The organism is Haloarcula onubensis (genome assembly GCF_031624605.1).
Classification (GTDB): Archaea; Halobacteriota; Halobacteria; order Halobacteriales; family Haloarculaceae; genus Haloarcula; species Haloarcula onubensis.
This window is the reverse complement of sequence record NZ_JAMQOS010000001.1, coordinates 551,832-565,913: the sequence shown is the minus strand read 5'-3', so window position 1 is coordinate 565,913 and position 14,082 is coordinate 551,832. Positions and strand designations below refer to the sequence as shown.

The 14,082-nt window shown below is 68.6% G+C and carries 16 protein-coding genes; 4 read left to right on the top strand and 12 right to left on the bottom strand.

The annotated features are described in order from the left end of the window. Nucleotides 1-71 precede the first annotated feature (71 nt). Together NDI86_RS02925 and NDI86_RS02920 are read right to left on the bottom strand one after the other, a co-directional pair. On the bottom strand, nucleotides 72-473 hold the full coding sequence (locus tag NDI86_RS02925; protein WP_310898895.1) for a Rieske (2Fe-2S) protein: 402 nt from the start codon (nucleotides 471-473) through the stop codon (nucleotides 72-74). A 52-nt stretch (nucleotides 474-525) separates the two neighbouring features. Further along, a complete protein-coding gene (locus tag NDI86_RS02920) occupies nucleotides 526-1,245 on the bottom strand; it encodes a DUF547 domain-containing protein (protein ID WP_310898894.1) in 720 nt (239 codons plus the stop codon). A gap of 134 nt (nucleotides 1,246-1,379) precedes the next feature. Between NDI86_RS02920 and NDI86_RS02915 the strand changes: the two genes are divergently transcribed. Together NDI86_RS02915 and aspS are read left to right on the top strand one after the other, a co-directional pair. Continuing rightward, entirely contained in the window at nucleotides 1,380-2,099 is a 720-nt protein-coding gene (locus NDI86_RS02915; RefSeq protein WP_310898893.1) for a phosphoglycerol geranylgeranyltransferase, read from the top strand. 338 nt (nucleotides 2,100-2,437) lie between these two features. After that, a complete protein-coding gene (gene aspS, locus NDI86_RS02910) occupies nucleotides 2,438-3,742 on the top strand; it encodes an aspartate--tRNA(Asn) ligase (protein ID WP_310898892.1) in 1,305 nt (434 codons plus the stop codon). 49 nt (nucleotides 3,743-3,791) lie between these two features. Here aspS and NDI86_RS02905 read toward each other — a convergent pair whose 3' ends face one another. From NDI86_RS02905 to NDI86_RS02875, 7 genes are all read right to left on the bottom strand, one after another. Beyond that, nucleotides 3,792-4,616: a bacteriorhodopsin gene (locus NDI86_RS02905; RefSeq protein WP_310898891.1), complete on the bottom strand. Its 825-nt coding sequence runs from the start codon at nucleotides 4,614-4,616 to the stop codon at nucleotides 3,792-3,794. Between the two features lie 82 nt (nucleotides 4,617-4,698). After that, entirely contained in the window at nucleotides 4,699-5,451 is a 753-nt protein-coding gene (locus tag NDI86_RS02900; RefSeq protein ID WP_310898890.1) for an aldo/keto reductase, read from the bottom strand. Between the two features lie 69 nt (nucleotides 5,452-5,520). Next, nucleotides 5,521-5,925 carry a DUF7344 domain-containing protein gene (locus tag NDI86_RS02895; protein WP_310898889.1) on the bottom strand — a complete coding sequence of 135 codons (405 nt, stop codon included), beginning with the start codon at nucleotides 5,923-5,925 and terminating at the stop codon, nucleotides 5,521-5,523. A 98-nt stretch (nucleotides 5,926-6,023) separates the two neighbouring features. Next, the gene (locus tag NDI86_RS02890) at nucleotides 6,024-9,524 is read right to left on the bottom strand and encodes a PAS domain S-box protein (RefSeq protein ID WP_310898888.1); all 3,501 of its coding nucleotides are present in this window, start codon (nucleotides 9,522-9,524) and stop codon (nucleotides 6,024-6,026) included. 53 nt (nucleotides 9,525-9,577) lie between these two features. Next, the gene (locus tag NDI86_RS02885; RefSeq protein WP_310898887.1) at nucleotides 9,578-9,832 is read right to left on the bottom strand and encodes a KEOPS complex subunit Pcc1; all 255 of its coding nucleotides are present in this window, start codon (nucleotides 9,830-9,832) and stop codon (nucleotides 9,578-9,580) included. Beyond that, entirely contained in the window at nucleotides 9,829-9,963 is a 135-nt protein-coding gene (locus NDI86_RS02880; protein WP_166968497.1) for a DNA-directed RNA polymerase subunit P, read from the bottom strand. Before NDI86_RS02880 ends, NDI86_RS02885 begins: the two co-directional genes overlap by 4 nt. A 25-nt stretch (nucleotides 9,964-9,988) precedes the next feature. Next, on the bottom strand, nucleotides 9,989-10,297 hold the full coding sequence (locus tag NDI86_RS02875; protein WP_310898886.1) for a 50S ribosomal protein L37ae: 309 nt from the start codon (nucleotides 10,295-10,297) through the stop codon (nucleotides 9,989-9,991). Nucleotides 10,298-10,442: 145 nt separating this feature from the next. Here NDI86_RS02875 and NDI86_RS02870 point away from each other — a divergent pair, with 145 nt between their 5' ends. Further along, entirely contained in the window at nucleotides 10,443-10,667 is a 225-nt protein-coding gene (locus NDI86_RS02870; protein WP_310898885.1) for a hypothetical protein, read from the top strand. Nucleotides 10,668-10,703: 36 nt separating this feature from the next. Beyond that, nucleotides 10,704-11,348, top strand: a complete 645-nt coding sequence (locus NDI86_RS02865) for a hypothetical protein (RefSeq protein ID WP_310898884.1) — start codon at nucleotides 10,704-10,706, stop codon at nucleotides 11,346-11,348. Here the strand turns inward: NDI86_RS02865 and NDI86_RS02860 are convergent. From NDI86_RS02860 to NDI86_RS02850, 3 genes are all read right to left on the bottom strand, one after another. After that, the gene (locus tag NDI86_RS02860; RefSeq protein ID WP_310898883.1) at nucleotides 11,345-12,076 is read right to left on the bottom strand and encodes a DUF2103 domain-containing protein; all 732 of its coding nucleotides are present in this window, start codon (nucleotides 12,074-12,076) and stop codon (nucleotides 11,345-11,347) included. The genes NDI86_RS02865 and NDI86_RS02860 overlap by 4 nt on opposite strands. A gap of 301 nt (nucleotides 12,077-12,377) precedes the next feature. Continuing rightward, entirely contained in the window at nucleotides 12,378-13,799 is a 1,422-nt protein-coding gene (truD, locus tag NDI86_RS02855; RefSeq protein ID WP_310898882.1) for a tRNA pseudouridine(13) synthase TruD, read from the bottom strand. Between the two features lie 54 nt (nucleotides 13,800-13,853). Then, nucleotides 13,854-14,042 carry a hypothetical protein gene (locus NDI86_RS02850; RefSeq protein ID WP_310898881.1) on the bottom strand — a complete coding sequence of 63 codons (189 nt, stop codon included), beginning with the start codon at nucleotides 14,040-14,042 and terminating at the stop codon, nucleotides 13,854-13,856. Nucleotides 14,043-14,082 lie beyond the last annotated feature (40 nt).

Genomic DNA, 14,082 nt, shown 5'->3' with positions numbered 1-14,082 from the left:
CATGTTTGCTCTCGTAACTGGAAAATCGCCTCCCAAGCGGTCGACTTTCCGGGCAGACGTAGCACGCTACGCTACAACTGCAGATGCGACGTCGAACTCGGCCCGTCGTCGTCGTCGATACCGCCCTCGTGCATGAATTCGTAGTCCTCGTCGAGTAGAAAGACGGTGCCGTGGCGCTCGGCCAGACCGACACCGGGCAGCGTCGTGCCGGCGGCCTCGCCGTTGTCGCAGTCGCCCTCGCAGGCGTCGAACAGCGAGCCGTGGCGAGGACAGATAATCTCGCCGTCGCGCATCGGCACGCCGTCGCCGGTGTCGAAGCGCTGGTCCTCGTGGGTGCAGCGGTTTCGCCACGCCTCGACGCCGTCCTCGCAGGGGACGACGACGAGTTCTTCTGGGTCGCCGTGGCGGTCCTCGGCCGTGAACAGATACGACCCCTCGTCGTGGACCTGCTCGACAGTCGTCAGTTGGTGCATACCGGGAGCAGTGGCGCGAACGGGGAAGGTGTGACGGTCGTCCCCGCCGTCCTCAGGCGAACGTCGGCGTCTCCCGCGACCAGTCCCAGTCGAGATAGCCGATATCGGCCGTCTCGTCGGGGAGTTGGTCGTACCGCCGCAGGAACTCCCGAACGCCCGACCGGCCGCCGAAATCGCCCGGGAACCAGCGGAACATGCGGGGCACCCGGAGCACGCCGGCGTCGGGGTCGTACTCGACGGTGGCGTCGAGATAGGTCCGCGTCGCGGTGTCGAGCTGGGCGTCGACGGCGTCGGGCTCGTAGGCCCGAATCGCGGGACAGCTGGCCGCGCCGCAGTGCAGCGCGAAGTGAAGTCTCGGGTCCACGTGGTCGAGCCTGTAGCGGTGTTCGAAGCTGTCGGGCAGCAGCCGTGGCAGATACCCCAGCCCGTACTTCGAGCGCGAGCCCCGGAGGACGCCGTGCTCGACATCGTCCAGACCGAGCGGGTGGCCGGCGACGGACAGGGCCGGCGCGCGGAAGAACCGCCAGCGCGACTCGTACAGTTCGGGCCGGTCGGTCAGCAACAGCTTCGTCCCGGCGTTGTAGCAGTTGAGCCAGAACGCGAGCCCGGTGTCGTGGTCCTCACGGACCGGCGCGAGGGAGGTCTCAGAACAGTCCGCCAGCGCCGACAGCAAGGGCTCGGTGTCGTCGCCGGTCCGCAACGCGACCAGCAGGTCCGCCGCGAGTTCGGTCGGTGGGACCGTCACCCCGGCGTCGACCGGCGCAGTCGTCATAGCCGACCCGAAGCACTCCGGTGAAAAAAGGGTTCTGCGGCCGTGTCCGGCGTCCGCCCGATGGTCGCCAGCCTCAGACTGTCGGTTTCGCCCTTCCGAAGCCGTTATGCCGACAGGCAATCGTCCCTTTGCGTATGAGCGACTGGGCGGACTGGGACCATATCACCAAAATCGACCCGGACAAGACGCTGCACGGCGACGAGACCTACGAGGACGTGGCGGCCACTGGCACGGACGCCATCGAGGTCGGCGGGACCACCGGGATGACCGAGGAGAAGATGAAGCGGGTCGTCGACGCCTGTGGCAAGTACGACATCCCCGTCTACATCGAGCCCTCGAACCCCGCGTCGGTCGTCCACAGCGACCGCCACGACGGCTACCTCGTCCCGGTCGTGATGAACGCCGGCGACGTGACCTGGATAACCGGCGCCCACAAGGAGTGGATTCGCATCGACGACGAGATAGACTGGTCCCGGACCTTCACCGAGGCCTATATCGTGATGAACCCCGACGCCTCCGTCGCCACCTACACGCAGGCCAGTTGCGACCTGGACGCCGAGGAGGTCGCCGCCTACGCCGAGGCCGCCGAACACCTGCTGGGCCAGGAGATAATCTACGTCGAGTACTCCGGGATGCTGGGCGACACCGAGAAGGTCGCCGCCGCGGCCGACATCTTAGACGAGGCCACCCTCTTCTACGGCGGCGGCATCCACGACTACGAGTCGGCCCGCAAGATGGCCGAGCACGCCGACACCGTGGTCGTCGGCGACCTGGTCCACGACGAGGGATGCGAGGCGGTCCGGGAGACCGTCGAGGGCGCACAGGACGCCAAAGCCGCGAAAGCGCCCGAGTAACCTGGCGCCCGCGCACAGTCGCCCAGCGGTTATCTTTCCGGGTGGCGTGTTACCGACCACCGATGTGTCACTGTGACCACAGCCACCTCTGGGGGCGGGTACACGTCGACGAGGAGCGCGCGGAGGGGAACACAGCCCAGCCACAGACCGAGCCGTAGCCTCGCCGCTCGCGGCTCACTTCGTTCACCGTTCGCTGTAACGAGGTCGCTCCCTTCGGTCAGCGTCTCGCTGCTCACGGGTCGCTACGCTCCCCGTTCGCTGTAACGAGCTCGCTCCCTTCGGTCGCGACCTCGCATAGAAAGACTGTCCTTAAGTCCCACCCATCAATACCTGCCCGCATGGACGACCGAACCTACACCGCAGACGCCGAGCCGGGCGACCACGTCACCGTCGCCGGCTGGGTCCACGAGATTCGCGACCTGGGTGGTATCGCCTTCCTCATCCTCCGGGACACGACCGGCAAGATTCAGGTCAAGTTCGAGAAAGACGAGATGGACGACGAGCTCGTCGAGACCGGTCTCGGGGTCCACCGCGAGTCCGTCATCTCCGTGACCGGCGACGTCGAGGAGGAACCGCGGGCCCCGACCGGCGTCGAGGTCACGCCCGAGAGCGTCGACGTCATCTCCGAAGCGGACCCCGAACTGCCGCTCGACCCCTCCGGCAAGGTCGACGCCGAACTGCCGACTCGCCTGGACAACCGGACGCTGGACCTCCGCAAGGACGAGGTCAAGGCCATCTTCGAGATTCGCGCCGAGGTGCTGCGCTCGGTTCGCGAAGCGTTCCGCGAGCTGGGGAGTACGGAGATCAACACGCCGAAAATCGTCGCTACGGGGACCGAGGGCGGCACGGAGCTGTTCCCCATCACCTACTTCGGGCGCGAGGCGTTCATGAACCAGAGCCCGCAGCTGTTCAAGCAGCTGATGGTCGGTTCGGGCCTGGAGCGGGTCTTCGAAATCGGCCCCATCTTCCGCGCCGAGGAGCACAACACGCCTCGCCATCTGAACGAGGCGACCAGCATCGACTTCGAGTCGGCGTTCTACGACCACACCGAGGCGATGGACGCCTGCGAATACGTCGTCAAGGCCGCCTACGAGGGCGTCGCACAGAACTGCGCCGAGGAACTCGAAGCCCTGGGTCTCGCCGAGGACTTTTCGGCCCCCGAGGGCGACTTCCCGCGGCTCACGTATCAGGAGGCCATCGACGAGATCAACGCCACGGGCGAACTCGACGAGCCGCTCGTGTGGGGCGACGACCTCTCGACGGAGGCCGAACACGTCCTCGGCCAGGAGGTCGGCGAGCACTACTTCATCACCGACTGGCCCAGCGAAATCAAGCCGTTCTACATCAAGGACCACGACGACGACGCGGAGATTTCGACGGGCTTCGACATGATGCACCCGTCGATGGAACTCGTCTCGGGCGGCCAGCGCGAACACCGCTTCGACCACCTCGTTTCCGGCTTCGAACAGCAGGGCCTGGACCCCGAGGCCTTCGAGTACTACACCAAGATGTTCAAGTACGGCATGCCGCCCCACGCCGGCTGGGGTCTGGGCGGCGAGCGCCTGGTCATGACAATGCTCGGGCTGGAGAACATCCGCGAGGCCGTCCTCTTCCCGCGCGACCGCCAACGTCTGAGTCCGTAGGGAGCTTCGCGACCTCGGCAGCGACCGTCGGGAGCCGTGAAGGGCCGACTCAGTCGTCGACGGCCGCCGTGCCCTCGGTACCGCCCAGCCTGACGCCGGCGTTGGCGACGGCGCCCTCGTTGTCGGCGACCCAGCTGAGCAGCAGGTACGCGAAGACGTACTTGGCGACGATGTCGAGCGCCGAGTAGCCCCAGGACGTGAGAGCGGTCGAGAGCACCGCGATGCCCGAGGTGCCCAGCGCCCAGAACAGCGGGTAGCCCAGCCACAGCACCACCGTCAGCAGTTTCAGCGTCCCGAAGATGTCGCTCGTGCCGGCGGCCGCGGCGTCGTCTGGCCACTCGACGAGCAGGACGTACAGCACGGCGAGGAAGAACGCCGAGCTGATGCCGAAGAAGGCCCAGCGCAGGGCGTAGGAGGACGTGATGAGCGCGGCGGCCAGCCCGGTGACACACATCGCGATGTCCATCGTGATGGCGGTAAACAGCGTCGCCAGGTCCGTGTCGGCGAGCAGTCCCAGCGCGAGCAGTATCATCGGCGTCGAGAGCGTCCACGTGAGATACCGGCCCCACGGCGTGAGCACCAGTTCGCCGGCCAGTGGATGGCCGGGGGGCATCGCCAGGAAGCCGACGGTCAGCCCCGACGCCAGCCCGACGTAACTCGACAGCGAGACGAGCGGGACCAGCAGCGTCGCGACCCAGATGAGCCGCGCCCGCGGCGATTCGATGTCCCGACCCATGTAGACGAACAGCAGTATCGAGAGGCCCGCGAGCGCGATGTTCACCCACAGCGAGGCGCTGAACAGGGTGTCGGCCTGGATGGCGCCGAGGACCTCCGACTGGGTCGCCTGGAGCGGTGTGGTACCGGGGTCTGACATACGGGGGCAATAGGTGTAACGACGTTATATGTCTATTCCCCAACAATTATTGTCCGGCCGCGCCGCGACGATAGCGGCCTGACTACTCCGGGAACAGCTCCTCTTCGCGCTCGATGGCTTCGATACGGGCGACCTCATCGTCGGTGAGTTCGAGGTCGGCGGCCGCCAGGTTCGCGGCCAGGTGCTCACGCGAGGAGGCCTTGGGGATGGTCACGACGGGGTCGTGGCTCGTGACCCACGCGATGGCGACGGCGGCGGGCGTCGTGTCGTGGGCCTCGGCGACGGCCCGGATAGTCGGGTCCTCGAAGACGCGGCCGCCGGCCAGTGGCGAGTACGCGACCAGCGGGTAGCCGTGGCGCCGGGCGTGCTCCAGCAGCGACTTCGACCGGAAGAAGGGGTGGAACTCCACCTGGTGGGCGGCGATGTCGACGTAGTCGGCGGCGGTCCGCAACTGGTCGAGCGTGAAGTTCGAGAGCCCGAGGTGGTCCGTGAGTCCGGCGTCCCGGACCCGTTCGAGGGCCGGCAGCGTCGTCGCGGGGTCGTACCCACCGCGGGGCCGGTGAACGTACAGCAGGTCCACGGCGTCGAGCCCCAGGCGGTCGAGGCTCCGCTCGGTGCCGGCACGCACTTCGTCGGCGGCGAGGCTGTCGGTCCAGAGCTTCGTCGCGACGAGGAGGTCCTCGCGGTCGGCGGCGGCGAGGCCCCGACCGACGACGGCTTCGTTGTCGTATATCTGTGCGGTGTCGACGTGGCGGTAGCCGGCGTCTACGGCGGCCGCGACGACGTCCGACTCGTCGATACCCATCGTACCGAGCCCGACCGGTGGCAGGTCCATGTGTGGTACATCACCGCCGGGGACCTACGGCTGTCGGTCCGGACTACCGCGAAAATCGCGGCGCGTCGGTCAGAACTCGGTGCGCTGCGTGACGGCGTCGGCGTGTTCGGCCCACTTCTCGACGGTGGCCAGCCCCCAGTAGTGGACGGCGCGGCTCCGTTCGTCGAAGTCGAGCAGGCCGATGCGGTCCAGTTCGGGCAGGTGAGTCTCGACGAGGGCGCGCTCGACGGCCTCGACGCTGGTGTCGGCGTCGGTGACCTCGCTCGCCCGGCCGCGCGCGGCCACGGCGGCGGCCAGCGTCTCGACGTCGACGCCGGTGTCCTCGCTGGTCGCGAGGTATCGGCAGACGGCGCGCCGTCGCCAGTCCGACAGCGCCTCGAACACGTCGTCTATCATCGGCGTCGTGAGGCCGCGGTCCAGAGGGGTCATCCCGCGCCACTGCTCGCCGCGCGGGCCGGATTGCTGGTCGCTCATTTCGACTACCTGTACGGACGGGCGTCAGGGCCATCAACAGAACACCTAGCCTTCTAGGTTGTCACCGAGCCGATGAACGAACTAGGCACGACGCGTCTTTACATGTCAAGCAACTCGTCCAGGATGTTCCGTTCGGCCCGTCGAAGGTGCTGGTGGAGCGTCGACGACGCGATGTCAAGCGTGTCCGCCAGTTGCTCGGCCGTGGTGTCGCGGGGCCACTCGTAGTAGCCCGCGAGGTAGGCCGCGCGGAGCACCTCGCGCTGTCGGTCGGTCAGTTCCTCCCAGAGCGAGCCGTCGTCGCTCTCGGTCCCCGGCTGGCGGTCCCGCGACTGCTTGACGGCGAGTTCGAAGCCCGGGACGTACTCCGAGAGCGTGTCGAGTACCGTCCGCGGTTCGGCGTCGGGCGGCGCCTCGACCGTGACGCTGACCGTCTCGCCGTCGGCGACGATGTCGACCGGTCTGACGCCGACGTCCAGCAACACGGACTGGTACGAGCCCGACGCTCTGAGTTCGACGACGCCGCTGTCCCCGTCGTCGCGGATGACCCGCCCGTCGGGCACCAGTTCGTGGTCGAGGAGGTCAGGCAGGACGGCCGCCGGCGAGGCGCCCTCGACGGTCTTGTACGCGAGCACCTCCTCGCCGAGGTCGACACTGCCCGACTCGCGCAGCACGCAGTCGTGTTTGGCGGCCACACCCAGCGGGTAGGCGTCCTCGGTCGACGACTGGAACTCCATCTCGACGACGCGGTCGTGGGACAGCAGCTGTCGGTTCTGGACGGCCGTGACGGCGAAGCCGACCATCTCACCCAGCACGGTAAAGGCCTCGACGGCCCGCTGGCTGAACGCCTCCGGCCGGTTGGCGTAGACGCCGAGGACGCCGTGGATGGCCTCGTCGTGTCGCAGCGGCACCACGACCGCCGACCGGAACTCCCGGGCCAGCGCCGCGTCGCGCCAGGAGGCGACCCGGTCGTCGGTCTCGATGTCGTGGACGACCTGGGCCTCGCCGGTTCGAATGACTTCCGTTCCGGGACCGCCGTCCTCGGGCGCCGAGCGCTCCGAGACGACGTCCAGGTAGCTGTCGTCGTCGCCGGCGACCGTCCGGCGCCGCACCTGCGTGCTCGCGCCCTCGCGCTCACCTATCCACGCGAACTGGTAGAGGTCGGACTCGACGATGCGTTCACAGACGGTCTCCTCGATGGCGCTCCGGGTCGCCGCCGACCCGAGCGCGCCGATGACGTCGTGGATGAGGCCGTGGACCTGTGCGAGCGTGGCCAGTTCGTCGCGCTGGCTCTCCAGTTCGCGCTGGCGCTCCTTGCGCTCGGTGACGTCCTGGTGGACGCCGACCGCCCGGAGCGGCTTGTCGTCGCCGTCGCGGTCGACGACGCGGCCGATGTCGCGAATCCACCGGTACTCGCCGCGTTTCGTCCGCAGGCGGTACTCGCAGTGGAAGATGTCGGTCTCACCGTCGAAGTGGGTCTCGATGGCGCCCCACACGCGGTCGAAGTCGTCGGGGTGGACTAATTCCTCCCACGTTTCGAGGCGATGGTCGAGTTCCGACACCGTGTAGCCGAGCATCCCCGTCCAGCGCTCGTCGAAGGTGACGTCGCCGGTCTCGACGTTCCAGTCCCAGACGCCGAGTTCGGCGCCTTCGAGGGCGAGTTCGAGCCGTTCGGTCGTCTGTTCCAGTTCGCGCTGGCGCTCCTCACGGTCGGTGATGTCGCGGTAGAGCCAGAGGTTCGCCGGGCCCGTCGGGAGTTCGACCGGGAGATAACTGCGCTGGAAGACGCGGCCGTCGGCCAGTTCGAGCTGTTCGTCGAGGCGGCGCTCGCGCCGGTCGGGCAGCCGTTCCAGGGCCGTCAGAAACGCCGCCCGGTCGGCGAACTGGTCGGCGACGGCCTCGGCGTTGTCGAGACAGTGCAGCCCGACGAGGTCCTCGGGCGACTCGGCCAGGTCGAACAGGTCGACGAAGCGCTGGTTGGCCGTGAGGACGTTGCGGTCGCTGTCCTCGACGAGGATGCCGACCGGGAGCGCGTCGAACAGCGTCGACAGCAGCGTGTTCGACTGCTCGAGTTCGCGCTCCCGGCGGACGCGCTCGGTGACGTTCTGGACGAGCACCATCCCGGAGACGACGGCCCCCTCGCTGTCCCGTATCGGGATGGTCTGGACCTCGTAGTGTCGGTCCGCGACGGTCGCGTGGAAAGAGCGCTTCTCGCCCGCCAGGACCGCCCGCTGGACCTGCTCCAGCCGCTCGGCGTGCTCCGGCGGGAACACCTCCGACGGCCGCCTGCCAACCACCGCATCGGGGTCGAGTTCCAGGCGGGCAAGTTCGTCCCCGCCAGCCATCGTGTACCGGCAGTCGTCGTCGAACAGGAGGACGGCCCCGTTGGGGAAGTGGTCGACCAGCCCGTCGAACAACTCCTTGCGCCGCTCCAGTTCCCGCTCTCGCTCGATGCGGTCGGTGATGTCGCGGGTGACCCCCATCAGGCCGGTGTAGTCGCCGTCGGCGTCGTACAGCAGCGTGTAGTGGATTGATATCTCGCGCTCGGTGCCGTCCTTGCGCTGGAAGGTCAGGTCGACGGTCGTGCTGTCGGCCTCGGACTCCAGCAGTTCGGCGATGGTCCGCTGGCCCTTCTCCAGTTCGCCCGGGGCGAGCGTCTTCTCCGCGTGCTCCCCGCGTAGCTCCGCGGGCTCGTAGCCCAGATTCCTCGCGAACGAGTCGTTACAGAAGTCGATGACGCCCCGCTCGTCGAGCGTGTACAGCCCGTCCTGGGCCCGCTCGGTCAACAGCTCCAGCATCGAGAGGCGGGCGTCGCGCCCGGCCGTCTGCGTGACATCCCTGACGAGCACGAGTTCCGACGCCTCGGCCCGGCTGCCCAGCGGGTAGCGTTGCAGGAGGAGGTGGCGCTCGTTGGCCGCCTCGCTCGTACGAATCGTCGCCGGCTCGGGCGGGCCACGGGCGAACTGCTCGACGGTTTCGGCGTCCCGGCTGTCGTCACAGAGGGCGGCAAGCTGTTCGTAGATATCGTCCGTCGCGGGCGGGTCGCTGGAGCCGACCAGCGCGACCAGCGGCGTACTGGCCCAGCGGACCCGCCCGCCGTCGACCAGAAACACCGCCTGGCCGGTCTCGGCCTGCCGGCGCACGCCGTCGAGGGCCTGCTGGAGCGCGTACTCGCTGCGCTCGGTCGGCGTATCGACCGCGCTGACGATCTTCTCCGCGAGGAACCCCCCGCGGTCCGTCGGCCCCTTCTCGACGACGGTCCGCATCGCGCCGGCCAGCGACTCATCCAGTTCGGTCGGGTCCCGCTCCGTGTAGACGATGACCGGCGCGTCGACCGCCGACAGCAGCGGGTCGACGTCGGCTAGTCCCACCGGGTCCACGACCAGACACGACGGCGGCGTCGTCGCGGCGACGTCGAGGGCGGCCTCGACGGTCCCGACGCTCGCCACGGAGAGGTCGGCCCGCCGGTCCGCCATGGCGGCCCGGGTCTGCTCGCGGACCGCCGCGTCGGCGTCGACGTACAACACCTCGATAGCGCCGCTCGGGGCCGGCACGTCCGCCCCGCCGACGATCAGTTCACGGCTTGTAGACTCGTCCGTCATGCTACCCCGACAGTTCGATGATAGCAGTACCCACAGACTGGACGAACTATACGTTACCGGTCGTGAACGGCACCAGCGGCCGCCTCGGCGACCGACGAGAGCGTCAGCCACGTGTTACATCCCGCCCGCAGGGCGACGAGGTCGTCCGCGCTGACGGTCACGCGCAACGTCGCGCCCTCGCGAGTCAGGGCCGCGGTGGTCCGCTCACCTTCGATATCACCGACTTCGGGCTGGAGGCTCCGCTCGACGCGGCGGGCCAGCGTCTCGTCGGGGTACTCGAGCGTGAAAACAGTCCGATGTGGCGTCACTTGACGTCGATTTCTTTGACGTCGGGCGAGCGCTCCTTCAGCAGGACGCGGTGGCCACAGTAGGGACAGCGGACGCCACCGTACTCGTCGAGTGTTACGTCGCGCTTACAGCGTGAACACTTGTAGCTCATGGTAGCAGGTGGGGTTCGAGACCCTTTACTCCTCGTCTTCGGCGAGTGCGGCGCGGATGGAGCGACGGACGGTCTTGCCACCGGGCGTCTCGGGCTTGTAGCTCCCGCCGGTGTACTTGTAGTCGCAGTAGCCACACTGCCAGATGCCGGTGCCCTGCCGGTCGACCTTGTCCTCGCCGCAGTTCGGACAGGTGTGGTCCTGGTTCATCTCCGCCTCTATCTCCGCGACGCGACGCCGGGAGACGCGACCGTAGCGAGCGCCGAATCGGCCGGCACTGCCGGTCTTCCCGCTCTTGCTAGCCATAGTACCCATTGGTCGGCCCAGCGGCCACATAAGCCCTTCGAGACGGACCACAGTGGTGTGAGTAGTACACACGTGAGAGCGCCGTGGCTGCCAGCAGCGACCAACAGCCGAGCAGCTGAGACAGTTCCAGAATCCACAGCACATAAACCGCGCGCCGCCAAACGCCTGCGATGCCATGGACGAAGTACTGGAAGTCGTCGACGTCGTCGCGGACTCCGGCTTCGAAGGCATCGTCACGTGGTTGCTCCGCCTCGTCGGACTCGTCCTGCTGCTCGCGGGGCTGGGCATGTGGCTGTTCACCGAGATGGGGCTGCTACTGGTGCCAGCGCTGCTCGTACTCGCCGGCCTGGTGTTGCTGGTCGCACCGAGCGTCCTGCTGCTGGCCGCCGAGTTCGCGTAGCCAGCCACAAGTCAGCCGCGGTCTAACGGCCACTCGATGGCTGTGACCGGCGGCCTTCGAGGGGTGCTCCGGCGCGTCGCACCCGCCACCAGCGGCCGCCTCGAGGAGTCGGGGTTCCTGCTCGTCGGGGCGACGGCGGGGCTGCTGGGCTGGGGCGGGACGCAGGCGCTCTCGTGGACCGACGTACCGAACAGCGCCATGCTCGCGACGGTGCTGTGGGGCGTGCTCGTCGCCGGGTTCACCGGACTCACGGTCCTGCACGCCCCCGACGCGGTGCGGTTCTCCGACGCGATGCTGGGCTGGGGCGCCGTCAACGGAACCGCGATGGCGCTGACACTGGGCGGCCTCGCCGGACTGGTCCCCGCTCGCCCGGCGTTCTGGACGGCCTGGGTCGGCGCGGCGGCGCTGGGGTACTGCTTGACCGGCGGACTGTTGGTGCGGGCGGGCGCGAGGGGTCGCGGCCGGGGGTATCTCGCCGCCGGCGGCGTCGCGCTCGCGGTGCTCGCGCTCGGGACGGTCGCGTTCGACGCCGTCGCGCCCGTCGCCTTCCTCCTGCTCGCTGCGCTGCACGCCGTCCCGCTGGTCCTCGATGCGAAGACGGACCTGTCAGCGGTGGCTCGCGGCGTCGTCCTCGTAACCGTCGTCGGCACGGTCCTGGCCGTCGGGAGCGGCCTGCCCTAGGCGTCCTGTAGCTCGGCCTCGACCAGCGCCTCGTTCAGGTCCGCGCGGACGTGTTCGCCGAGTTCGCGGTCCCCCGCCGTCGTGACCACGCGGTTCTCCTGCACCGAGGAGCCGTCCCGAATCAGCACCCGGACGTTGCCGTTGGCGTCGGCGCGAGTGGCTTTCGCCCGCACGCCGGTCGGCGAGGACGCGCCGCCGGCGTCGATGGGGCCCGGGATGACCTTCTTGACGTGGGGGTGGGCGGCGACGGTGTGGACGACCCGCTGGCCCGCCCGCCCGCCGATGAGCGTCGAGTGACTGCCCCCGAGTTTCGACGCCGGCGGGGCGTCGACGACTTCCAGCGCCGGTTCGCCCTGCCGGTCGATGACCCGCCCGACGGGGTCGTCGCCTTTCACCCGGAAGAACTCGTGGTGCAGTTGCGCCCGGACCGCGCCGATTACGTCGTGTTCCCCGGTGACGTACACCTCCTCGGGCCGTTTCCGGCGGACCTCGTCGGCGACCAGCCCGGCGAAGTTGCGCAACTCGACGACGACCAGTTCCTCGCTGCCCTCGCCCTCCGGCGTCGTCGTCACCGTCCGCTCGCCGACGACCTCGCCGTCTAACAGACAGGTGACCGTCGCCCGGTCGCGGGCCAGTTCGAGGACGACGGCGTCCGTGTTGGCAGTGTGACAGACCAGGCAGTAATCGCCCGGGCGGTCTAACGCGGTCGCACACTGCCGGCAGTCCATGGGTGGGTGTACGGTGGCTGGCGCGGATAAGCGAGGCGATTCCGAGTTGCGAAATTGTCTGGTAACTAGAACGCGACTACGAACAGCCAGAAAGCCCCCCGACCTATCGGCTCCCGCGACTCGCTGCGCGCGCTTCGCGTGCTTGCGTCGTCGGGGTTCGCCGATAGGTCGGCCCCTTTCAGTCCCACCCGTAGCCGGTTGACCAGCCGCATGGGTGGGACTGAAAGGGGCGGCCGTCTGAACTCGGGGCTTTCTGGCTCTCGGGAACCGTAGCTGTCCGGTCTTCAGGTACCGGTACGAACTACGCAGCAGGGTCGGTCTTGCGGAACTCGCGCAGCAGCACCGTCGCGTAGCTCCCTTTCGGCAGGGCAAAGTCGAAGGTCAGGTCGTCGCCGTCCCGGGAAACGCCGAGGTCGGTCCGGACCTGAATCGCCCGGCGCGTGCCAGAACTGTCGAACTCGCCGGGAAGGGCGAAATCGGCCGGTTCCAGGCCGACCTCCTCCAGCACCGCGCGTTCTATCTCGCCCGGTTCACCGTCGGCCAGGGCCGTCTCGGTGCCGACCAGCGGCGCGGTGACGAACGCGCGGCCGCGCTCGCAGTGGCGCTCGACGGTCCGCAGGCGCTTTTCCGTGACGCGCTGGGTACGGTCGGTGTCGGGCAGGGGGAAATCCGCGGGAGCGTCCGCGTCGGAGAAACAAACTACGTCGCCCACAACCGGTCGGTCGAAGGGCAGCCCCCGCTCCAGGCGCTCGGAGAGAATCCTGTTGAAGACGTACGACTGGGCGCCGTTGACGAACAGCGTCTGGAGGTTGGTGGGCAGCGTCTCGACGGCCTCGCGGAAGTCCTCGGGGCCCAGGCCGCCGTCTCGCGGACTCCGTCCGCTCGACTGTCCCGAGGCGCTTCGCGCCTCGCCGTTCTCTACCAGTTTGTGACACATCGACCGCTCGTAGCCCAGCGCTCGGGGCAGTCGGTCGAGCGCCCCGGCCCAGTCTTCGGTCTCGTCCACGTACGCGCGGGCGGCCTGCGTGGCCTCGGGTTCGCGCTCGTGCGGGTTGCCCACGTAGGCGATGACGGCCTCCTTCCACGCCTCGCGGACGATGGCGAGGCCGACCTCGTGGGTGACCGGGCGGCGCGAGCCGAATCGCTGCTGGCCGAAGTAGTTCGGGACGGCGACGGTGACGGCGTCGTCGGGCAGGTTGTCCGTCGCCGACGCGCCGGCCGCGTCGCCGCCGGCGAACGCCCGCAGGTCGGCCACCACCGACGCGGCGTTGTCGGGCGCGTCGGTGTCCCGGACGACGATTTCGAAGGCGTTGCCGGCGAGGTCGCCAAAGAGGATGGGTCGGCCGGCCCGCCCCACGACCTCGATGTCGGCGCCGTCGATGTCGGGGACGTCGTCGGGGTCGATATCCTTCACCGAGAACAGCTGTCGGGTGACCGCGCGCTTGTCCTTCGTCCCGGCCCAGGAGACGCGCTCGCGGGAGATTCCCAGCCGGTCCGAGAGGGCGCTGGCGAAATCGTTGGTGTCCCAGTCGCGGAGTTCGACCCGACAGACGAGGTGGGGGTACCCACCCGTATCGGCGTCGACGGGTGCGGTGTCGAACGCCTCCAGTTCGGTGACGCGGAAGTCCTCGGGACTGACCCGCAGGTGGCCGCCCACGCCGTCGGCGTCGCTGACGTAGTGTGCCATGCCGACAACGCGCTCTATCGGGTGGGCCTCGCGCATTGGGAGAGTGTTCGGCGGGCCGGGTTTAGCCTTGGCGTTCTCCGCGGCCGCCGCTCAGTCGACCGTCAGCAGGGACCAGGTGTAGTAGCCGGTGTACCCGAGCAACAGGACGCCGAGGAACGGCCCCACCGCCCCGAGGACGAGCCCCGTCACCAGAAACAGCCAGGCGCCCGCGCCGACGAGCGTGAGCGCGACGACTGTCAGGAAGAGAATCGTCAGGCCGTGAACGACCAGCTCCGACATAGCACGCCTGTCGGCTGGTTGTGACAATAAAATTCCGGTC